The following is a 20000-nucleotide window of genomic DNA, read 5'->3' as shown; positions in this document are numbered from 1 at the left end:
CTTTTCGGCGTCGTTGAGTTATTGCATTCACCTTGCTTCTATAGAAGAGAATCGTGATGTTGCTTGAAGATACGGGATTATTGTCGGTCTTTTCCTTTATTTTGTTAACTCTATCATCCGAGTGCTATCTCATCGGTATACACTACTTTGGGGCTTATCCCTTTCCCCTGAAGTCGCCTTGGTGTTGATGATTAACGCTATAGGTTATCAATCAATGATCGGCAATGAGTGATAAGGTTAAATCGCATAGGGATTGTTTAACTGCCGTTAGCCATCACAAAGCATAATAAGGACAGCCATGAAAAACCGGACCATTCGCTGTGTGATTTTTGATTGTGAAGGAACGTTGATTGATAGCGAGCGTTTGAGCTGTATCGCGCTAGTGCGAGTGTTTAATGAGCTGGGTGTTTCATTAACGCTTGAGAATGTTTTGCAGCATTTTTCTGGTGGTAAAATTGCCGATATTCTGGTTAATACCTGTCAATTTGTAGGTATCAGTGCTGATATTGATCAACTAGAACTTCGTTACCGGCAAGAGCTTACCTCATTGTTTGATACTGAGCTTAAGCCTATGCCAGGTGCGATTAATTTGTTAGAGCAGCTCAAACGGCATAATATTGAATATTGTGTTGCTTCAAATGCGCCACACGACAAAATGGTCGCTGAATTAAGATTAGCGGGTCTAGAGCGCTATTTTACTGGTGGGCGCATTTATTCCGCCTTTGAGGCGAATAGTTGGAAACCTGAACCCGATCTGGTGCGCTACTGTGCCATGAGTATGGGATTCTCATTAGCGGATTGCGTATACGTCGATGATACACCGAAAGGTGTTGAAGCGGGGATCCGTGCTGGAGTTGTGACGTTCCAACTGTGTTCACCGCTACTTGTTCATCCTGTATCGCATGCTGATGTCATTGCCCTTGATCATTTGGATCAATTAATGGCGTTTCTTAACTACTCATTAACCGATAGCAGGCAAGCTCAGGCTCTTAAGCGCTGAGCATTTTATGCTGCCATTTTTCGTGTCAATGCTGAGTTGGGGTTAAGGGATGCAACTGATGGGGGAGATAAGTTGCTGCCAGTGTGACAGGTGCTTGTTTACTTAATAAGACTTGTTGTTGGATCTGCGGCAACTGATGGGTATGAAAACCGCATTGTGCGCAAAAAAACTTTTCGCCATTCTGAGAGATGAAAAACTCGTCATGTTGACATAATGGGCAAGCGTCAATATCAATTTTTGGGGTTATTGTTGTCATAATTGTTACTCAGCAGCATGAAAAAAATTGCTCATCTTCCCTCTCTTACCTTGAAGCTGCGACAAACTTCGCCATTCGCTCCATTCTTGAAATTATTTCGACCATTCCAAGCGGTATCGGGGTTACTTTTATTAGGTCATCTATTCATCTTATCTGATGCTATACCCTTCCTACTTGAAGCTGCCGCGGTGTTGGCTACGTTCGTTCACCCCAATCACATAGTTTGCGCTCATGGGGATTCACTCACTTGCCGCCTCCCTGCAACTTCAAGTCGTTTGGGTATACAGCAAAGATGGCGGTTTTTATTATCAGCAATTTTCCGCGCTCTAAGCATGAGTGTTTAGGAATAGTGCATTAAGCATAATCGGCTTTGTGACGACACTGAGTAAATAAAGATGGCTTTGATTCATTTTTGAGAGTGGTTTCATATTTTCTGTTTTATTTGTGATATTGATCGGTTGAGGTGATTTTTTGTTCTGCTTCAGTAAGCCAGATAAGTGGCAAAATGAGGATTTACATTCAACAATTACATGAGAAGCGCAGACCAGTTCAAAAACTGACGCTAAGCTGCAGATGGAAACTCGACAAATGCCTAGCTTTAGCTTTGAATGGGAATGAGACAACGTAGCGTGAGTAGAGTATGGCGAATTCACAGGCTTTGAGTACCACCTTTCAAACCTATATGGAAAACCCTTTGTTATGGCCGATCCTAGAAGTTTTGAAACGGCAATCTTCTGGTTGGAAGGTACATACCTTAGCGGCTCATCTTAGCGAGCAGGGCTTAATTCCTGTGCTTGATAGTGCTGCTGATAAAGATCTTTTTAAGCGAAACTTTCTGATCATGAACGCGTTATACCAGTTACAAGAGATGTTGTATCCGAAAAACTGGTTACAAGTTGAAGCGATGGATATTGCGCTATTGCCAGTATTTAGTCATTCGCACTATGCGATAGATCCTGATGATCCACTGCGTGATTATTATTCGCGTTGGGAGCACTATGAAGTCAGTGAAGGGGAAGTGAAGCGGTTACTGAATGAATTTTGGACCCGTTATCAGCGTTTTGTGGGTGGGGACGACATTAAAACCCTCGATCGTTCTCAAGCTTTGCGGTTATTCGAGTTACCTGCTGATGCCTCTTCTTTTGAAATTCGTAAGACTTGGCGTCGATTAGCGTTGCGTTGGCACCCGGATCGCGATAATGGTAATGCTACTCAATTTCGAATCTTGTGCGCCGCTTGGAATGTCTTGAGGCATGAGCATTAGATAAGATTGAGTATTTATCGTCGTTGTATAATATCCCCAACTCACAGAAACGGTTTGTTATCGTGGTGTGTTGGGGATATTAAACATGACCATCTTTAAGCGGCGTGGATTATTCGGCTATTTTAAATTGTGCTTTACGCAGACGATTTAAGGTGGCCATCGCATCTAGAATACGTGGTTTAGCCAAATCGCCTTGATTGGGCATCTTGCTGTACCATTCCCCTTCTAATAACGCTGCTAGTTCTTGTACCGGATGAGTTGCCCAACCGGGCTGCTGGGCAAGTTGAAAACAAAGCCAGCCGATAGCGTTAATCTCGGCAGAAGACTCCAACTGCTCCAGTGCCGAGATATCAGCAAATTCTTTACCAAAGCGTAGTGAACTGGTGCCTTTAGCAGACACTCTAAATTTACCCTCTGCCAATATTTTTTGTAAGGCGCTACGGTTTAACGAGCGGGGTGGGAAAGCGGTTAATGGCGTTTCACACTCATTGCGACGTAAAGTTGGATGCTGTTGGATCACTTGTTGTGCTTTCGCAGTAACGTCGATCGCTTGGTAATCATGCATTTGAATCACGGTATCTGCGATATCTAAATAATCTCCCGAGCCACCCATTACGATCAAGGTTGAAATGCCGAGTTCATCTCTTAATTGACCAATTCTATCAACCAATGGCGTGATGGGCTCATCGCCTTTTGCGACTAAAGCCTGCATTCTTTCATCACGGATCATAAAGTTGGTGGCAGAAGTATCTTCATCAATCAACAGAGTGCTTGCGCCTGCTTCAATAGACTCTTGTAGCCAAGCGGCTTGTGAGGTGGAGCCTGAAGCATCTTGAGTACTAAAATCATGGGTGTTTTTACCCATAGGTAGATGATTGATGTAATTTGATAAGTTTAAATTGTGAACACAACGTCCTTCTTCCGCACGAATTTTCATTGCTTGTGGATCGGTAACAATACCTTCTCGACCATCCCCAGGGATGTGATTGTAAATCGAACGCTCTAATGCGGTTAATAAGGTTGATTTACCATGAAAACCACCACCGACGATTAAGGTAATACCTTTAGGAATTCCCATGCCGGTGATCGGGCCTTGGTTTGGCGTCGTGAGTGTTATCTGTAGAGTTGTTGGCGCTTGAAAAGGAACCGCTTCTTTCATCGGTAGATCGCAGTTACCCGCGACACGAGGTAAGACACTACCATTAGCAACAAAAGCAACCAATCCATTAGCTGATAACTGATCGCGCAGAGCTTGCTGATCTTCAACCACTTGGCAATGAGTAATTAATGCAGTCTTATCGAGTTCACGCTCTAAGGTGGCTCGACGGATAAACTTAGGTAGATGAAACGTCAAAATATTAATGGCTTTTTTGGCCAGAATATCACGACCTTCTGCAGGTAAATTGATTCGAAAACGCAGCTCAATACCTTGCTGATTAAACAGAACGGAGGTGCTATCCAGTACGGTTTGCCCGGTCAATGAGATAGATAAGCTGTTTTCTTGTTTGGCTAATTCAGCAAAGCGGCGAGCGATAAAGTCGCGGGCGGCTTGTTGATATGTGGCTGAGCAGTCTTTTAACCACTCTAATCCAGTCAGTGACCAAGCACGTTGTGCTCGCAAACGAGAGGCTGATGCGTAAGGATCGGACTGAACGTGATCGATAGACAGGGTAAAATCACCAAAGTCATACTGGCCCTTAATTTTCTGATAGGCACGGTAGTTCTGTTTTTCGAGTTTTTTCAGGTTTGCAATTAATAGATCCATCTCGAGTATCACTTATTGAGAATGACAAAGGCGCGATTATAGGGACCGCTATAGACAGAGTAAAGCAATCATCCGATCTTCTCATCACCTTTACCTATTAAGGTTTACGGCTTTACTGGTTTAGTACCATCATCCCCAAGCGCAAACTTATGAATACATCATGGGGAGATGAAGGTTTATTGACCGGGTAGAACACCCATCGCTCTTAAATGTGGTCCATAAAGGGCGAAAGGTTGACGTCTTGTTGGTAGTCAATCTCCGCAAAACCAAAGCCGTTTAAGCGTAAAAACTCTTGCTTGAAGCCTTGATAGTCACCCAATTCAATAAAGTTAGAGGCATTCATTTGATGAACCAGATCTTGAACTTGTGCTTGAGTATCAGGGTCTAATTCCCATTCATCGACTCGCACTAATCGCTCACTGTCGACAGGAACAGGTTTCCCTGTATAAAGCTTATCGCTAAATAGACGTTGCATTTGCTCAATACACCCTTCGTGGGTACCTTTTTGTTTCATCACGCGATACAAGGCAAGCATATAGGGGGTAAACGCGGGGATAAACACACTGGCTTTTGTTACTAATGCTTTACAGACAGCGGCGTAAGCGTTGCCATCATAATTAGCAAGTTTCAAATTTAATGCATGGCTGGTTTGGTGCAGATCGACTTTTGCTCGGCCTAATGTACCATCAAGGTAGATAGGATGAGTCAGTTCAGAACCCACGTAAGAGAACGCTATGGTTTTACATCCTTGGGCTAAAGAATCGTAGTTAATCAATGTGTCGATCCAGTTTTCCCAATCTTCGCCGCCCATCACTTTTAACGTGTCTGCAATCTCTTGCTCTGAAGCAGGCGGTAAGGTGGTGTCTAGCCACTGATCATTTTCTAGAGAGACCGTCGCACCCGTAACACTGTCACCAATCGGCTTGATGACGGAATGCCAAAATTCTTCGCTATCGCCTTTGCGGCGCATACCACTGGCAATACTATAAATCACTAAATCGACTTCATCTTCAAAATAGGTTTCAATCGCTTCCACCACTTGGTCTCTGATGTTTTTCGAAAAAACGTCGCCATTAATATTAATCGCTACTCGTCCCGCTTGTTCCGCGTACTGTTTAAAGAAATGGTTATTATAAAACCCCGCACTGCCAACGCCTTTATTCGAAGGTCCGCGTTCTAATGAAACGCCGATGGTATCGGCGTCTGCACCACCAAAGGTCAAGGCAATGCGAGCGGCGAGTCCAAAGCCAGATGATGCCCCTAAGATCAACACCCGCTTAGGGCCTTGACTGATCGATGGCGCGGATTTTACGTAATGAATTTGTTGAAGGACGGCTTGCTGACATCCATAGGGATGAGCAGAGCGAGCAACCATGCCTTGAATGAGTGGTTCAATGCGCATAAAGATGGCCTGTGTGCAGTGGATGAACCAATAAAATAACGTAAAGCATGGTAAAGTTTATTGAGCTGAACCATTAAATCAGACAGTTTTAGGCAATTTACGGTTGCTAGGGTGATTAAATCGTCAATCTGATGTTGCCGTCATGAATGATTATTTACAGTAACGGCGTGAGCTTTTGGGCCATAAATTGAGCGATCCAAGGTTGAGCGGCTGAGTTTGGGTGTAGCCCATCGCTCATCATCCACTCGGGATTGATGATCACTTGCTCAAGGAAAAAATCGATCAGGGGTAGGTCAAACTCTTTAGCTAAGCGAGGGTAGACGTCAGCAAATGAGTCACTGTAACGTTTACCATAGTTGGGCGGCGTTTTAATTTGCATTAACACAGACTGTGCATTGGCTTGTTTAATTTGTTCAATCATTGTGCGCAGATTGTTTTCTACTACTTGAGGTGGAAAACCACGTAAGCCATCATTCGCGCCAAGGGTAATCAGTACCGTTTGAGGTTGATGCTGCTCAAGCAGTGCAGGAAGTCTCGCTAACCCGTTACCTGTGGTATCTCCAGAAATGCTGCCATTAATAATCGTAACCTCGTGGTGTGATGCTAATTGGCTTTCAAGTAAGGTCGGCCATGCTTGCTCAATCGGCATTTGATAGCCAGCGCTCAAACTATCACCCAAAATTAGTAAGGTTTGACTGCTTGCCGTCGTTGTAAATAGCATCATGCTAGAAAAAATAAACCCTAAAAATAACAAAGGAAGTCGTTTCGCCATGCAAAGCTCCGTTAGCTCAGTACCATCTGTAATTTCAGTACAGTCGGTTTCAAAAGTGGTCTCCACTGAACAGGAGACCTTGACCATTCTTCATGATATTAATCTTACCATCGGTGCTGGTGAAAGCGTAGCGATTGTCGGCAGCTCTGGCGCAGGTAAATCAACCCTAATGACGTTATTAGCCGGTTTAGATACGCCAACACAAGGCGAAGTGTATCTACTTGGGCAGGGACTCTCTTCACTCGATGATGAAGCGAGAGCGGCGATCCGCAGTCAATCGATTGGGTTTGTATTCCAGAGTTTTTTACTGATCCCAAGCTTATCGGCGCTCGATAATGTCACTCTACCTTGTCTCTTAAAAGGGGAACCTGAAAATCGAGCGCGAGCTGAGGCGTTATTGACCTCGGTTGGTCTTGCGCACCGTTTACACCATTCACCCAATCAACTGTCTGGCGGTGAGCAGCAGCGCGTGGCCCTTGCTCGGGCTTTTATGGTTGAACCTCAGGTGCTGTTTGCCGATGAACCCACCGGCAACTTGGATCAAGAAACGGCCAGTAAAGTGATTGATTTGCTGTTTGAACTCAATCAACAACATGGCACAACGCTAGTGTTGGTGACTCATGATCCTAAACTGGCAGCACGTTGTCAGCGCCGTTTTTACATGCAAGCGGGTAAGCTGGAGGAACGCGTGTGAAAACAAGCCCATCCCTTACTTTGAATCAGCGATTTTTACGTTGGAGTTTGAGTGAAATTCGTCATGGTCAGTTGTGGCCGATTTCGTTGGCGTTAACCTTGATTATTGCTTGTTTGTTTGCATTAAGTGCTTTAGCTGAGCGCATGGAACAAGTGGTCGTCAAACAGGGGAAAGACGCGCTTACCGCCGACAGCGTGTATGTGTCTGCTAATCCTATTCCAGACTCTTTATTGGCGCTGACGGAACAGAAGTCGTTAAGTACTTCGCAGATGACGCGTTTTGCGACTATGGCGTTCAGTGATCATGGTATGCAATTGGTCGGAGTTCGCGCGGTGGATTCATCCTATCCACTACTTGGCAAAATGACCCTAAGTGATGGTGTTGAGCTGTCTCATCGTGTGCAAGCCAACCAGTTATGGTTAGACGATCGCGTGTTTGCTCAACTTAATGTAGAGATAGGTGATACGGTTACTTTGGGGGATGCTGATTTTCAGGTCAGTGGTCGAGTTATTGACGAGCCAGGGTTAAGTTTTAATCCTTTTCAACAAATGCCGGTGGTTTATATTCATCAAGCGGATGTAGCGAAGACGGGGGCCCTTCAACTGGGTAGCCGTGTTCAATATCGGTTATTTATTCTCGGTGCGGATCATCAAATCGAGCCATTAAAATCATCGCTCGAACTCGGACCAAGTGACGAATGGCGAGATCAAGAAACCACAAATCAGAGTAATGAAGTTTTTGAACGTACTCAGCAATATTTGTCGTTAACCGTCGCGATTGTGATCATGATGGCGGCGACGACGTTAGTATTAACCTGTCAGCACTATGTTTCGACGCGCCAACGTACGATTGCCATGTTAAAAAGTCTTGGCGCGAGCAAAAAATGGATCGTGCGTTGGTTAACGATTCAAATTGGACTGTTGCTACTCTTTGCTGCAATAGGCGGTACTCTGATTGGTGTTGGATTGGAATTTTTACTCAGAATACCTTTGGTTGATTTATTGCCTGATCCTCTACCGACTTATGGTTTTCAACCTGTCGCGGTGGCGTTGTTATCAAGTATTTTGATTGCCGTACCCGCATTAGGCATTCCTCTTGGTTATCTACTGAATGTTAACGCTGCCAGTGTCATACAGCCCGTTAAAGCCGCTCGCCGTCGCTTATGGAATACACTATTACTCGCCGTACCATTGGTACCTATGCTGGTGGTTTACTGGCAAAACCAACTGGTGTGGATCATCTTATTTGGCATTCTTGGGCTGTTTTTTGTCTTAGCCGTGATCAGTATGTTGTTAATCCGCGTATTGGGTTTGTTACCGCTGAATACGGCGATGCGTTTAGCATTGAGCCGAATCAATCGTTCGAGTGTTGCTACAGGGCTGCAGTTTGGCGCGTTATCGTTATCGCTAATGTTATTGGCTGTGATGTGGCTGGTGCGTACCGATTTACTAGCGGATTGGCAAAAAGTATTACCTGCCGATGCACCGAATGCTTTTGCAATTAATATTGCTGATTATGAAAAGCACGCTTATTTGCAAGCCCTTGATGAGGCGGGTCTTGAACGCTCCGAGGCGTTTCCGATTATTCGTGGTCGACTAACCCATATTAATGGTCAAGTCGCTCAGGAAAGAATTGAGAATGGAGATGGCCCTAATGCGCTGCGCCGTGAGCTCAATTTTACTTGGGGTGAGACATTACCGAGTTATAACACGATTGTGGAAGGGCAATGGGTAGCCAGTCAGGCCGTTTCAATTGAACAATCCCTAGCTCAAGAATTAGGGATTGAAGTGGGGGATACGCTGAGCTTTATGATCAGTAGTCAAACCATTAGTGCGGTCGTTAATACGATTCGTCACGTAGAATGGCGCGAAATGAAACCGAATTTCTTTTTTATATTTTCGCCGGATGTGATGCAAAACGTATCAGGCAGTTGGATGGTGAGCTTTCGGATTGAATCTGATCACCAACCCTTGCTCAGTGAGTTGTCTCGCCAGCATCCGACAGTGAGCTTAATGGATATCCGAGCGATGGGTGAAAAGATTCAGCAGCTACTGACGCAAATCGTTTGGTCGATTACGGTATTGGCAGCGCTTGGTATGTTAGCTGGTATTTTGCTGATTTTTACTTTGTTGCGTTTAAGTCTGAGTCAACGTCAACAAGAAATCCAGCTTTACCGTACGCTTGGAGCGAGTCGTCGTCGAGTAACGGCAACCTTATGGGCTGAATATGGAGTCATGGCGTTAATAGCTGGGTTGGTGGCAGCAATCAGTGCCGATGTAATTGTCGGCAGTATCATGTATTGGGGGTTTGACTTATCCCCAGTGGCGCATTTTTCGATGTGGTTGGCTCTACCAGTGATGACCTTTGTTACTTTAGCCCTTGTGGTTAGTAGCTTGTTACAGCGATTGTTAACGCCGATTAACCGAGCCTTGAGTTAATCGTATCTTGAGTAAGTAAAGAACTTATCCACAAAAACGGTGGATAAAGGTTGGGATAACTTGATTGGTCATGGATAGCGATCAGCATGCTAAGCCAATACCGCTCAAGCTTACTGATGATTGGTTATTCACAGTGGGCGACAGTTGAAGATAAGCGGATAATCAGTCAAGGCTTTTTTGATAAATTTTGCACAGTTGATAACGGTGCCACGTTACATCAAACCTCGGTTATCCTGTGTGCATTTAGGGAAGGTCTCGCGACTCATGGCTTTCACCGATGATCGGTTGAGTCCATCGTGGAGAGAGCGAGACCCATTTGGGTATAACATCGATAAGACCTTGTGAAAAATGTGATTTTCATAACCTTTTACACGTTTTAGAATAGGCAGCAACGTAATGACCAACGGCAGTGAAATGTTACTTACTAAACCAGAAATACAAGCCCCGAGCCTCGCCATTATTGGTGGTGGTGTCGCAGGTGCTACCGCCGCGGTGCATCTCAGTGAACTCGGGTTAAAGGTGACCTTGTTGGAAAAGAGTGCTGGTCTCGTCAACGGACCGCCGATTTGCCATCTTCATGCAGGCGGTAATTTATATCGAGAAATTTCTCAACAGCAGTGCATTGAATTACTGCGTCAATCGATAGAAACCGTAAGGTTATATCCGCATACCTTAAATCGTCGACCCACAGTGATCGCCATTCCACACAGTGATCCTGGCTCTGTGCAGGAAGTGTTACCGAGACTAGAAGTCATTCGTTCCGCTTACCAGCAGCTCGTCGCCGAAGACTGTCACAATAAAATGCTCGGTGAACCCAGTGACTATTTTCGTCTCTATCAGCAAGATGAGCTTGAACGCCTTGCACTTAAGTCACAACCGAAGGTACCAACCAGTTTCGATGATTGGTTAATCCCTTTTGCTCAGCATACGGATTTATCTCAGCTGAAATATCCGGTGGTTGCCGTGCAAGAATATGGTTGGAGCGTCTTTCGATTAGCCGCCAGCGCACACTTAACGCTAGACGCGTTGCCAAATTGCCAAGTCATCACCCAAGCGACGTTGGTTGACTCCCAGTTCGTCGATCAACAGTGGCAGTTAACCTATCAAGATCGTCATGGTCATCAGCAATTGTTACAGTGTGACTACTTAATTAATGCTTGCGGTTATGAAACGGGTAAAATTGATGATTTAACTCAACATCCTCGGCAGCGTCTGGTTGAGTTTAAAGCCGCGTTTGTGACCCACTGGCCGCGTTGTCATCAAGAGTGGCCTGAGGTGATTTTCCATGGCCCGAGAGGCACACCACAAGGAATGGCTCAGCTAACCCCTTATGCGGATGGTGTTTTTCAATTGCACGGTATGACACAAGACATTACGTTGTTCAGTGACGGCTTGGTGTCTTCGACGGCGGAATCCTCACAACCTTGTTTGCCCGCTTATCTGCAGGAAAAGCTGACTCAAGGCTGGTCAAGCCAAGCGCTAAGTGAACGGACTTTAAGAGCAATTCAACACATGAGTCAATTTGTGCCCGAATTCGCTTGTGCAGAGGTTGGTGGAAACCCATTATTTGGTGCTCAGCAGATCCCAGGTGTCGATGCATCACTGCGAGCGGCAGATGTTACGTTTGAGGCCAACCAGTATGCTCGCATCGAGGTAGTAAAAGGCTCATCGGCTTTGGAAGCAGCGAGACGACTGGTTTCGACATGGCAATTAGCCGACGTTGATTCTGGATTATCGATTGAGCAGCAGCACCCGGTGTGTTTAAGTTTTAGCGAGCAACAAATTGAGCAAAAAGCCATCGAGTTAGCGGAGCAGCGTGGTTATCCGATTGCGTTAGCTAAGGTTGTTGGCATTAGTCATCATTAACGCAACTGCTCACGGATGCGGTTGATCAATTCAACCGCTTTTGGGTGTCCTGGGTTGACGCATAAGGTGTCTGCTTCAATCGCCAAAATAAAACCGTCTGCACTGGTTACTTTTCCATAACGAGAGATTTGTTTGACTTGGTTTAATACCGCTTCTTCGCTATGCAGTATCGCATTAGGTAGCGTGTCGGGCGTTAATTGCCCGTTAGCCAGATACGTTCTATCGGCAACCGCTTCAAATAACAGCGGCACATCAAAGCGATCCGCCAGATCGAGATAATCTTGGTTATTCGGCGATGCTAAAATCATCAGGGGAAGATTAAAACAAGAGACTGCATCGACCATCGATCGGAAAATATTTTTATCACTCATCATGTCACGATATAACGCGCCATGGGGTTTGACATAGCTTAGCTCGGCATTTTTGCTCTCACACAAAGCCTTGAGCGCACCAACTTGATAAATCACAATATCGCATATCTCTTCATCCGATAGGGCAAAGGAGCGTTGACCGAAGCCTTGTTTATCAGGATAGCCGGGATGAGCACCAATCATGACGTCATTTTGTAGTGCTAAATCAATGGTTTTACTGATGAGATGTGGATCGCCAGCATGAAATCCACAGGCGATATTAGCCATATCGATATGAGGCATGATGTCTTTATCAGCCCCCATCTGCCATGCACCAAAGCCTTGGCCCATATCACAATTCAGTTTGATCGTTCGTATCGTACTCACAGAGGGTGATCCTTATTGGTTATCCCTTATTTATCTGGCGTTGAATATTAGTCATTGTTTAAGTCCATTTATCATTATCTTATAGGATAAGATCGACACGATGACAGTTTTTTTCTTGGATTCTTTATTGGTATTTTGAAACAACTTAACGATAGAATAGGTTTATGAACGTGGTCAATCGTGCTGCAATCGAATCGATGACTCAAACGGATAACTAAGATGTGCAAATTAACGAACAAAGGTAGCTAGGTATGAAAGTGTTAGTCACCGGGGGAATGGGCTATATCGGTAGTCATACTTGTATCCAGATGATTCAAGCGGGCATGACGCCAGTTATTGTTGATAACTTATACAATAGTAAAGCCTCGGTATTGGACAGAATTGAGAAAATATCAGGTTGTCGCCCCGTTTTTATTCATGGCGACATTCGTGACAAAGCGCGGTTAATGAGCATTATGGCCGAACATAAGATTGAATCGGTGATTCACTTTGCGGGGTTGAAAGCGGTCGGTGAATCGGTACAAAAACCGCTCGAATATTACGATAATAATGTCAATGGTACCTTAGTGCTCGTTTCTGCGATGCGTGAAGTGGGAGTGAAATCATTAATATTCAGTTCTTCTGCGACCGTGTATGGTGATCCTGCTAGTGTGCCAATCACTGAACAGTTTCCGACCAGTGCGACCAACCCCTATGGGCGTAGTAAATTGATGGTCGAAGAGTGTTTGCATGATTTTCAATGCGCTAATCCAGATTGGAGTATCACGCTTTTACGTTATTTTAATCCGGTTGGCTCGCATCCATCGGGAGAGCTTGGTGAAGATCCGCAAGGGATTCCGAATAATTTAATGCCGTTCATTTCTCAAGTAGCTGTCGGGCGTCGCGAATGTTTGTCTATTTTTGGTAGCGATTATCCTACCAAAGACGGTACTGGTGTACGCGATTATATTCATGTGATGGATTTGGCCGATGGACACATTGCGGCACTACAAAAAGTCGGCATTCAGTCAGGGCTGCATATCTTTAACTTAGGCACAGGCCAAGGTTACAGTGTGTTAGAGATGGTCAAAGCCTTTGAAGCCGCTAATCAGTGTCAAATACCGTATCAGTTAGTGGCAAGACGCCCGGGTGATATTGCTGAATGTTGGGCAGACCCAAGTAAAGCTCAGCGAGAGCTTAATTGGCAAGCGACACGCACCCTACAAGAGATGGCGCAAGATACTTGGCGTTGGCAGTCACAAAACCCTCAAGGTTATCCGGATAGCGAAACGATATAACTAAACAACCTTACTAACCATTACTTATTTTGAGTGATGGTTAGTCGTTATTGATCATCAACAAATGGTTATCAATAAAAAAGCCAGTCACATGAGTTTGACTGGCTTTTTAACAAATCACTTCTCGTCTCAAGTCGAGAGGGGAAGACTGTGGATTAATTTGTTTGGTAGCGGCTCAATATCTGACTAAGATTTTGTGTCGCTTGACTGATTTCATTAATCCCAGACGAGGATTTTTCTGCGACACGACGAATGGTATTGGACTGACTACGGATATCGCTCAATTCTGATGCGATATCATTAGCGACCGAACTTTGTTCTTCTGCAGACGTTGAAATTTGTACACTCATATCATTGATCATCCGTGCCGAATGAGCGATTTTTTCAATATCTTGACCAATTTCCATCACTAAGCTGCTGCTACTTTGTGCTTGGCTCACCGTTTGTTCGGTCATTTTTGCTATCGTACGACTTTCATTTTGCAGTTTTTCAATCATCGATTGAATATCGATAGTGGCTGATTGTGTACGGCTAGCGAGAGTGCGAACTTCGTCAGCAACGACAGCAAATCCTCGACCTTGTTCACCTGCACGGGCGGCTTCAATCGCGGCATTGAGTGCCAGTAGGTTAGTTTGTTCAGAGATAGCGTTGATGGTGGTGATCACTTCATTAATCTTGATCGCATTTTCATTTAAGGTTGTTACCGATGAGGATGTTTGACCGATAAATCGTGATAATTGTTCAATTTCGTTGATCGCTTGAGTGACTCGACGATGACCAATCTCGACTTGTTTCGCATCTTGTTCCGCTTGTTGAGTCGCTTGACGCGAAATGCTCGACACTTCCTGAGCGGAGGCCGTCATTTGCTCCATTGCGGTGGCAACCGAATCTAGCGACGCGTACTGATTATGAATTTGTGTTTCACTCTCTTTCATTTCACCAGCAAACACTTTTGAGGTATCGGTGAGTGTCGCTGAGTTGTTTTTTACTGTGACGACTAATTCAGTCAAGGTATCCATGGCTTTATCTAGTGCGCAGCCAATGGTGCCAAACTCATCACGCCCGGGATGAAAACCTAATCGAGAAGTAAGATCACCTTTCGCAATTTTTTGCGTCGTAGTGTAAAGATCCCATAGAGCTCCACCTAAGAAAGTCGCAATCCAATAGCAAAGAAGACCGAACGGAAGAATCCACAAGTAACTGAATAAAAGCACCTTGAAAGCGGCAGAGCGCATTTGCTGCTCTTGACGAGAGAAATCTTCCATTAAACGATAGACCTGCCCATTCTTGCTTTGAGCCGTCGCCATGACTCGACCTTGTTGATACTGTGTATCTTGCAAAGCAGCGCGAGATTCTAATCCCGGGATCAGGGTAATGTCATTTTGACTGATGATCCCTTGTAATTTGTACTCTACGGCTTGTTTCGCTTGAGTTTCAAAGTTAGCGATGGTGTGCATATAGCGAGCGCCAGCTAGGGCGCTTAGTGTGATAAAAAAGAGCGTAAACACGGCCCACATCTTATCGTTGATGGATATTTTGATGAATACACGATCAATCATCCTGAATGGAACTTGTTTCATATCTTCTCCGGTGTAGCACTATGGCGTGGGGGTTGAGCGATTTTACGGCTATCTGAGCGATTAAAGTGTGTAATATCCCATATATTTATGAAATATATATGTACCAATGTTTCAGAAGTGAGAGATAGATCGATATATTCAGCATTTATATAAAAGCCCGAATAAGGATTCTTATTCGGGCTTTGAGAAAGGTCATAAAGAATTCAAAGCAGGGCGCTTGAATGGCAGTGATTAGCCGAGAGCAGGAAGTGCGCCAATGGTGATCATTAATTGGGCGGCAACAATTAATAAGCCGATGACTCCCGTGATCATCAAGGCTGGTTTACCGCCAATGACTTGATAATATTCAGATGAGGAGGCTTGGCTTCTAACGCGCACGACCATTGCAATCGGTAAAAATATCGCCAACACCGCCAAAGCAATCGCCGCATAACCTAAAGCCATAATAAAGCCTTGTGGGTAAAACAAAGCAAACAAAAGCGGAGGGGTAAAAGTGGCGACAGAAGCGACGAACCGATTCACACCTGCGCCTTTTTTACGTAACGTATCACCCATGAACTCAAACAAACCTAAGCTAACGCCGAGGAAAGAAGTCAATAACGCTAAATCCGCGAAAATACCGATCATGCTCCCCAGGCCTGATTGGTGTGCACTGCGTGCTAATGTGCCAATTAAGGCAGATAAACCACTATTTTGAACCAGCTCAGCTTGGCTGACGACACCGAGTGTGGCTAATTGCCACAGAATATAAATGATCAGTGGAATAGCCGAACCAAAGACGATGGCTTTACGCAGTGATGGGGTATGTCCATCAAGGTAGTTGACGATAGCGGGGATGCTGCCATGAAAACCAAACGAGGTGAAAATTACGGGTATAGAAGCAATGATCAGCCCCTGTCCAAGTGGCATACTCAATAAGTATGACTCAGTAACATTAGGGGCAAGAAACGTGAGCACCATGATCATGGCAATGATTTTACCAGCAAACAATAAACGGTTAACTTTATCGACCGTCGCTGTACCGATGGTGACTACGGCAGCGACAATAACGGTAAACAGCAAAGTGCCTGTTGGCGCAGATATGGTGAATCCAGTAAATTCACTGATCCGTTGAGTAAACTGCCCACCACCTCCAGCGATATAAGCAGCACACAACGAGTAAAATAAGAACAGCATCGCGAAGGTCGCTATCCATTTGCCTTTTGTGCCGAGTATCTCTTTTGCGAGTGTGTGCAACGTGGCGTCTTGACTTGAGTATTGATGGATTTCGATCATCAATAATGCGGTGAAGGCCATTAAGGCCCATAGACCAAGCATAATCAGTAATGCCGTCGAAAATCCAAGCCCTGCGGAAGCCAAAGGCAGAGCAAGCATACCTGCACCAATCGTCGTTCCTGCAATAATTAAGCTACTACCTAACAGTTTTGATTTGATCATATTGTAAACTTATCTGTACGTTTATTGGGGGTTAAATGAGTGCAACGGGGTCAGTCAAACAATAATTAGGTCGCTGCTTACGTTTTTTGGTTATTCTGAATAAATTAATCAATAAGGTCAATGGTGTTGTAAAAAATTAAGTTCATTGGTGTAATTTTATTTATACACTTAATTTTGGCTAGCATCTGACTGGTGATGCATCGCTGACTGTGCTAAATGTGTTGTCGCTATTATTTTTGTTAAGTACGGTATAACACCACACGGAGTGGAAAAGTGATGCACTTTTCCAGTAATAACACAGGAGGTCGGGATGACAGACCAGATAAACATTAACGATGATAGCTTAGAGCTATTGGACGCTTTGGAAATTGGTTGCGAATTGAGTCACTACGATACAACGGCTTATGACACTAGTGAGGCTGACGTTACCTTACTCTGTTAGTTCTCATCATGATTTCCATTTGCGTACAAAATAATCACTATAGGTGGCGATTCTCATTTTCGCAAAGCCAAAGCCATAACTATTTGCTATAATCCGCGCCCAGATTTTCTTTACGCTCTGCGTCGAACGCTGGGCGTTTCTTGTATTTTTAAAAGGAAAGTAGCATGTCTTCACCCTTCAAAACCTTTTTAGACTTGGGTATTGCACCTACTTTAGTTGAGAGCCTGAATGCGTTAGGTATTGAGACGCCAACAGAAATTCAAATTCAGGCCATCCCACCCGTTTTGGCAGGACACGATGTCCTTGCTGGAGCACAAACCGGAACAGGTAAAACGGCGGCCTTTGGTTTACCGCTTTTACAGCGCTTGGCAGCATCGAAAACGGATGTTGATGTGAGCAGTAAGGATATTCGTGCTTTGGTGTTGGTGCCAACGCGTGAGCTTGCCCAGCAGGTATTTGACAGTTTGACTGCTTACGCGAAAGGCAGCGAGTTAAAAGTTGTTGTTGCTTATGGCGGCACCAGTATGAGTGTGCAAAAACAGCATTTGCGTGGTGGTGCTGATGTACTCATCGCCACACCTGGGCGGCTTTTGGATCACGCACATGTGAAAAGTCTTTATTTAGGCAACGTACAAACCTTAGTGTTGGATGAAGCGGATCGAATGTTGGATATGGGCTTTATGCCTGATATCCAAAGAGTCTTACGTAAGTTAAATCGTGCACGACAAACGTTATTCTTCTCTGCCACCTTTGATCAAAAAATTAAGGCATTGGCTTATCGGATGATGCATGAACCGATAGAGGTACAAGTGACGCCAGCGAATACGACGGCAGATACGGTGTCACAAATGGTTTATCCGGTTGATAAAAAACGTAAAAGTGAGTTATTGGCGTATTTGATCGGTTCACGTAATTGGCAGCAAGTGTTGGTCTTTACTAAGACCAAGCAAGGGAGTGATGCTTTAGCTCAAGAGCTAAAGTTGGATGGGATCAAAGCAGCTTCGATCAATGGTGATAAAAGCCAAGGCGCGCGACAAAAGGCGTTGGATGATTTTAAAGCTGGTAAGATTCGGGCGTTAATTGCCACGGATGTCGCCGCGCGCGGGATTGATATTTGCCAGCTAGAGCAAGTGGTTAATTTTGATCTGCCTTATAAAGCGGAAGACTATATTCATCGCATCGGTCGCACCGGACGGGCAGGACAATCCGGTTTGGCGGTCTCTTTAATGAGCCCACAAGAAGAGCCGTTATTGCAAGCGATTGAGCGGTTGCTGGATCAGCGCTTACCACAAGAGTGGTTAAAAGGTTTTGAGCCATCGGTACGAGAACACGATGACGATATGTCTTCTCAGCGATTGAGCCGCTCTGCGGAGAAACGTCAATTAAAGGCTAAGCTGAAAATTCACGCCAAACGTGGCAAAAGATAGTTAAACACATAACCCTCCTTCAAAGACGTGAGCCTTTAGGAGGGTTATGTGTTAGATATTGGCTTAATCGGTTATCGTTGATGAGTCTTCATCAATGGAGAGATTATCGGATGGCTGAGAGAGAGCACACTGTTTTCGCCAATCGTACTGCACATCATAGACTAGCTCTTTGACAGAACGAGGAGATAAAGCGTACTCATCGGTTATGCGGTATTTTTGAATCATTAACCCATTAAACAGTTGCCAGTGGTTGAGTAAGCACTGGTCGAGATCCGCTTCTTCATCTCGCCATGTTTCTTTAAGAAAAGGCGTTAAACTGGCTGCACTGTGGGTATACATGATCATTTGCCATTTCACTTCCCAAATTTTGATCGGTGCTTCAGGGCAGTGTTGATTATACTGTTCGGCAAACCCTTCAATTAATCGTTCTATTTCACCCGAAGTATCGATAAAGTAGTCGATTAATGCATCTTCTTGACGCACAGCATCGGCAATCAATTGGATGGGTTGCTTAACAATCAATCCATGAGCCAATAAACGCATGATAAACAGATAGACTTTCACGTTAGCTGGCATGGATTCTGGGATCTCTTTGATCACCTTACGCATATAATGCTCAACATACAGATGTAGGCCATCACTAATGCTGTGCCAAATTTTCTCTTTACTACCGAAATGATGACGAATCAAACTGTGTGACACTCCGGCTTTTTCACTAATGTTACGCAAAGAGACTCGTGCATAACCGAAATCACAAAACAGTTGTGCTGCAACTTTGAGGATATGATAGCGAGTGTTCAGTGCATCTTCAGCACTGCGCCGCCCTTGTCGTTTTTCCGTCATGGCACTTCTTCATTGATTGATTACTGTGATGTTTTACCAGATCTACCGCGCAGTTTCACGGATAACTGATCCCCCAAGAGATTGATTGCACAAAACCTCACCTCACTGAGTCGTGAATGTTCATACATAACCGCAGAGTTTGGCTTTACTTAAACAGGCGATGGTTTTCGCATCACTGATGTCGCCATTGATAATGTGTTGTTCTAGCTCTTCAATGCTCAGACTTAATACCTCTATCAGTTCATCATCATCACACTGAAAGCGTTGAGTTTTCGTCAGTTGTTTGGCGACAAATAAGTATTGAATTTCGTCACAAAATCCGGCCATCGGCGTCACTTGGCCTAATTCAAAAAATTGTTCACCACTGTAGCCCGTTTCTTCCTCTAGCTCACGTTGTGCACATTCAAGCGCAGTTTCATTATTTTCGATAGTCCCTGCGGGTAATTCGATTAACCATTTTTTTAACGAAGGTCTGAATTGACGAATAACGATCACTCGTTTATCGGTTGTTATTGGCAATATAACCGCTGCACCCGGGTGTTTGATGGTGGTATGGACCAAGGTTTGTCCGTTTGGATAGATAATGCTTTCTTCAACCAGTGCAATGTTTTTCCAGTGGTGTATGGTTTTTATCATGGACTAATAATCTATTTTTATCTGTTGAAATGCCGTGGCAGTCAGCGATGAATAAAAGCAATAAGGTATCAACAGAGGGCGGTTATCGTTAAGCGACTAACCTTACCCCATTTAATAGGATACCCCAACTCAATTGAGGCTCAGACGTGACGTTTCTACGAGTT

17 protein-coding genes are annotated in these 20000 nt (G+C 44.6%); 8 read left to right on the top strand and 9 right to left on the bottom strand.

Annotated features, from left to right (window positions below; genetic code table 11):
- The first annotated feature begins 298 nt into the window (after positions 1-298).
- Positions 299-1000 carry an HAD-IA family hydrolase gene (locus VIB_RS12730; RefSeq protein ID WP_004396620.1) on the top strand — a complete coding sequence of 234 codons (702 nt, stop codon included), beginning with the start codon at positions 299-301 and terminating at the stop codon, positions 998-1000.
- 25 nt (positions 1001-1025) lie between these two features.
- Here the strand turns inward: VIB_RS12730 and VIB_RS18280 are convergent, their stop codons facing one another.
- The gene (locus VIB_RS18280; RefSeq protein WP_040905084.1) at positions 1026-1256 is read right to left on the bottom strand and encodes a hypothetical protein; all 231 of its coding nucleotides are present in this window, start codon (positions 1254-1256) and stop codon (positions 1026-1028) included.
- A gap of 640 nt (positions 1257-1896) precedes the next feature.
- Here VIB_RS18280 and VIB_RS12720 point away from each other — a divergent pair.
- Complete coding sequence (locus VIB_RS12720) at positions 1897-2520, top strand: DNA-J related domain-containing protein (protein WP_004396613.1); 624 nt, start codon at positions 1897-1899, stop codon at positions 2518-2520.
- A 109-nt stretch (positions 2521-2629) separates the two neighbouring features.
- Here VIB_RS12720 and VIB_RS12715 read toward each other — a convergent pair whose 3' ends face one another.
- From VIB_RS12715 to tesA, 3 genes are all read right to left on the bottom strand, one after another.
- Positions 2630-4285: an ABC-ATPase domain-containing protein gene (locus VIB_RS12715; RefSeq protein WP_004396612.1), complete on the bottom strand. Its 1656-nt coding sequence runs from the start codon at positions 4283-4285 to the stop codon at positions 2630-2632.
- Positions 4286-4490: 205 nt separating this feature from the next.
- Complete coding sequence (gene fabV, locus VIB_RS12710) at positions 4491-5687, bottom strand: enoyl-ACP reductase FabV (protein WP_004396611.1); 1197 nt, start codon at positions 5685-5687, stop codon at positions 4491-4493.
- A 154-nt stretch (positions 5688-5841) separates the two neighbouring features.
- Positions 5842-6459: a multifunctional acyl-CoA thioesterase I/protease I/lysophospholipase L1 gene (tesA, locus tag VIB_RS12705; RefSeq protein ID WP_004396610.1), complete on the bottom strand. Its 618-nt coding sequence runs from the start codon at positions 6457-6459 to the stop codon at positions 5842-5844.
- Here tesA and VIB_RS12700 point away from each other — a divergent pair.
- The 3 genes from VIB_RS12700 to VIB_RS12685 all read left to right on the top strand — a co-directional run bounded on the left by VIB_RS12700 (position 6458) and on the right by VIB_RS12685 (position 11457).
- Positions 6458-7153, top strand: coding sequence for an ABC transporter ATP-binding protein (locus tag VIB_RS12700; RefSeq protein ID WP_004396609.1), 696 nt, complete (start codon positions 6458-6460; stop codon positions 7151-7153). The two genes, tesA and VIB_RS12700, sit on opposite strands and share 2 nt — an antisense overlap.
- The gene (locus tag VIB_RS12695) at positions 7150-9591 is read left to right on the top strand and encodes an ABC transporter permease (RefSeq protein ID WP_004396608.1); all 2442 of its coding nucleotides are present in this window, start codon (positions 7150-7152) and stop codon (positions 9589-9591) included. Before VIB_RS12700 ends, VIB_RS12695 begins: the two co-directional genes overlap by 4 nt.
- A gap of 396 nt (positions 9592-9987) precedes the next feature.
- On the top strand, positions 9988-11457 hold the full coding sequence (locus VIB_RS12685) for an FAD-dependent oxidoreductase (protein WP_004396607.1): 1470 nt from the start codon (positions 9988-9990) through the stop codon (positions 11455-11457).
- On the opposite strand, the gene VIB_RS12680 is transcribed toward VIB_RS12685, so the two are convergent.
- A complete protein-coding gene (locus VIB_RS12680; protein ID WP_256593218.1) occupies positions 11454-12185 on the bottom strand; it encodes a 5-oxoprolinase subunit PxpA in 732 nt (243 codons plus the stop codon). The genes VIB_RS12685 and VIB_RS12680 overlap by 4 nt on opposite strands.
- Before the next feature lie 260 nt (positions 12186-12445).
- Here VIB_RS12680 and galE point away from each other — a divergent pair, with 260 nt between their 5' ends.
- Entirely contained in the window at positions 12446-13471 is a 1026-nt protein-coding gene (galE, locus tag VIB_RS12675; protein WP_004396605.1) for a UDP-glucose 4-epimerase GalE, read from the top strand.
- Between the two features lie 155 nt (positions 13472-13626).
- On the opposite strand, the gene VIB_RS12670 is transcribed toward galE, so the two are convergent.
- Together VIB_RS12670 and VIB_RS12665 are read right to left on the bottom strand one after the other, a co-directional pair.
- Positions 13627-15051, bottom strand: a complete 1425-nt coding sequence (locus VIB_RS12670) for a methyl-accepting chemotaxis protein (protein ID WP_040905075.1) — start codon at positions 15049-15051, stop codon at positions 13627-13629.
- Positions 15052-15282: 231 nt separating this feature from the next.
- Positions 15283-16488 (bottom strand): aromatic amino acid transport family protein, encoded by a 1206-nt coding sequence (locus tag VIB_RS12665; protein ID WP_004396603.1) that lies wholly within the window; start codon positions 16486-16488, stop codon positions 15283-15285.
- A gap of 310 nt (positions 16489-16798) precedes the next feature.
- Here VIB_RS12665 and VIB_RS18225 point away from each other — a divergent pair, with 310 nt between their 5' ends.
- Both VIB_RS18225 and VIB_RS12660 read left to right on the top strand, forming a co-directional pair.
- Positions 16799-16930 (top strand): hypothetical protein, encoded by a 132-nt coding sequence (locus tag VIB_RS18225; protein ID WP_256593214.1) that lies wholly within the window; start codon positions 16799-16801, stop codon positions 16928-16930.
- A 164-nt stretch (positions 16931-17094) separates the two neighbouring features.
- Positions 17095-18357, top strand: a complete 1263-nt coding sequence (locus tag VIB_RS12660) for a DEAD/DEAH box helicase (protein WP_004396602.1) — start codon at positions 17095-17097, stop codon at positions 18355-18357.
- 63 nt (positions 18358-18420) lie between these two features.
- Here the strand turns inward: VIB_RS12660 and VIB_RS12655 are convergent, their stop codons facing one another.
- Positions 18421-19200, bottom strand: coding sequence for a TetR/AcrR family transcriptional regulator (locus VIB_RS12655; protein ID WP_004396601.1), 780 nt, complete (start codon positions 19198-19200; stop codon positions 18421-18423).
- A 120-nt stretch (positions 19201-19320) separates the two neighbouring features.
- Entirely contained in the window at positions 19321-19836 is a 516-nt protein-coding gene (locus tag VIB_RS12650; RefSeq protein WP_040905070.1) for an NUDIX hydrolase, read from the bottom strand.
- Positions 19837-20000: the final 164 nt, after the last annotated feature.

Source organism: Vibrio metschnikovii CIP 69.14 (assembly GCF_000176155.1).
Classification (GTDB): domain Bacteria; phylum Pseudomonadota; class Gammaproteobacteria; order Enterobacterales; family Vibrionaceae; genus Vibrio; species Vibrio metschnikovii.
The sequence above is the reverse complement of the archived record's forward strand: the minus strand, read 5'-3'. Positions and strand labels throughout refer to the sequence as shown.

Bases quoted from the DNA above. Each gene is read 5' to 3' on its own strand.
- VIB_RS12730 (WP_004396620.1), top strand. From the start codon at position 299: ATGAAAAACCGGACCATTCGCTGTGTGATTTTTGATTGTGAAGGAACG.
- VIB_RS18280 (WP_040905084.1), bottom strand. From the start codon at position 1,256: ATGACAACAATAACCCCAAAAATTGATATTGACGCTTGCCCATTATGT.
- VIB_RS12720 (WP_004396613.1), top strand. From the start codon at position 1,897: ATGGCGAATTCACAGGCTTTGAGTACCACCTTTCAAACCTATATGGAA.
- VIB_RS12715 (WP_004396612.1), bottom strand. From the start codon at position 4,285: ATGGATCTATTAATTGCAAACCTGAAAAAACTCGAAAAACAGAACTAC.
- fabV (WP_004396611.1), bottom strand. From the start codon at position 5,687: ATGCGCATTGAACCACTCATTCAAGGCATGGTTGCTCGCTCTGCTCAT.
- VIB_RS12700 (WP_004396609.1), top strand. From the start codon at position 6,458: ATGCAAAGCTCCGTTAGCTCAGTACCATCTGTAATTTCAGTACAGTCG.
- tesA (WP_004396610.1), bottom strand. From the start codon at position 6,459: ATGGCGAAACGACTTCCTTTGTTATTTTTAGGGTTTATTTTTTCTAGC.
- VIB_RS12685 (WP_004396607.1), top strand. From the start codon at position 9,988: ATGACCAACGGCAGTGAAATGTTACTTACTAAACCAGAAATACAAGCC.
- galE (WP_004396605.1), top strand. From the start codon at position 12,446: ATGAAAGTGTTAGTCACCGGGGGAATGGGCTATATCGGTAGTCATACT.
- VIB_RS12670 (WP_040905075.1), bottom strand. From the start codon at position 15,051: ATGAAACAAGTTCCATTCAGGATGATTGATCGTGTATTCATCAAAATA.
- VIB_RS12665 (WP_004396603.1), bottom strand. From the start codon at position 16,488: ATGATCAAATCAAAACTGTTAGGTAGTAGCTTAATTATTGCAGGAACG.
- VIB_RS18225 (WP_256593214.1), top strand. From the start codon at position 16,799: ATGACAGACCAGATAAACATTAACGATGATAGCTTAGAGCTATTGGAC.
- VIB_RS12660 (WP_004396602.1), top strand. From the start codon at position 17,095: ATGTCTTCACCCTTCAAAACCTTTTTAGACTTGGGTATTGCACCTACT.
- VIB_RS12655 (WP_004396601.1), bottom strand. From the start codon at position 19,200: ATGACGGAAAAACGACAAGGGCGGCGCAGTGCTGAAGATGCACTGAAC.
- VIB_RS12650 (WP_040905070.1), bottom strand. From the start codon at position 19,836: ATGATAAAAACCATACACCACTGGAAAAACATTGCACTGGTTGAAGAA.